Annotated in this window: 1 protein-coding gene; it reads left to right on the top strand. The window is 75.0% G+C overall.

All coding sequences use genetic code 11. The annotated features are described in order from the left end of the window. The first annotated feature begins 20 nt into the window (after positions 1-20). A complete protein-coding gene (locus DKL51_RS32955; RefSeq protein ID WP_109945231.1) occupies positions 21-1,103 on the top strand; it encodes a polyprenyl synthetase family protein in 1,083 nt (360 codons plus the stop codon). The last annotated feature ends 17 nt before the right edge of the window (positions 1,104-1,120 follow it).

Here is a 1,120-nt window from a genome sequence, read left to right as displayed (position 1 = left end):
GGACCGGCTAGCGTCGTGGCGTGACCCACGCTGCTCCCGTTTCCCCCGTCGACCGCGCCGGCCTGCGCCAGCGGATCGACAAGGCGCTGACCGACTTCCTGGCCGGCCAGCGCGGCTGGATGACCGGCGTCGACGACGCACTGGCGCCGGTCGCCGAGGCGATCGAGGCGTTCGTGCTGGGCGGGGGGAAGCGGCTGCGGCCCGCCTTCGCGTACTGGGGTTACCGGGGCGCCGGCGGCGTCGACTCCGACCAGGTGGTGACGAGCCTCGCGGCGCTGGAGTTCGTGCAGGCCAGCGCCCTGATCCACGACGACCTGATGGACCGCTCGGACACCCGGCGGGGCGAGCCGGCGGTGCACCGGCGGTTCGCCGCCCGGCACCGCTCAGCGGGCTGGGGCGGTGACCCGGACGGCTTCGGTGACGCGGCGGCGATCCTCCTCGGCGACCTCTGCCTGGTCTGGTCCGACGAGCTGCTGCACTCCGCCGGCCTCGATCCGCGTACGGTGGCCCGGGCCCGCCCGGTCTTCGACGAGATGCGTACCGAGGTCACCGTCGGGCAGTACCTCGACGTACTGACCCAGGCCACCGGGGACACTTCGCTGGAGCGGGCCGGCAAGGTGGCCCGGTACAAGTCGGCGAAGTACACGGTCGAGCGGCCGCTGCTGCTGGGCGCCGCGCTGGCCGGCGCCCCGGCCGAGGTGAACGTGGCGTACTCGGCGTACGGGCTGCCGCTGGGTGAGGCGTTCCAGCTCCGCGACGACGTGCTGGGGGTCTTCGGGGATCCGGCGCAGACCGGGAAGCCGGCCGGTGACGACCTGCGCGAGGGCAAGCGGACCTACCTGGTGGCGGCGGCCCTCGAGACGCTGGACGAGGCCGGCCGGGAGCTGCTGCTCGGCGGGCTGGGCGACCCGGGCCTGGAGGAGGCCGGCGTGGCCCGGCTGCGCGAGGTGATCACCGCTAGCGGGGCGCTGGAGCGCACCGAGCGGCGGATCGCCGCGCTGACCGAGAGCGCGCTGGCCGCGCTCACCACGGTCGACCTGGAAACCGAGGCCCGGCAGGCCCTGGTCGACCTGGCCATCGCCGCCACCCGCCGCACCGACTAACCGCTCCCCTCCCCACC

Source organism: Micromonospora globispora, assembly GCF_003857015.1.
Taxonomy (GTDB): Bacteria; Actinomycetota; Actinomycetes; order Mycobacteriales; family Micromonosporaceae; genus Micromonospora; species Micromonospora globispora.
This window is presented reverse-complemented; position numbering and strand designations above follow the sequence as displayed.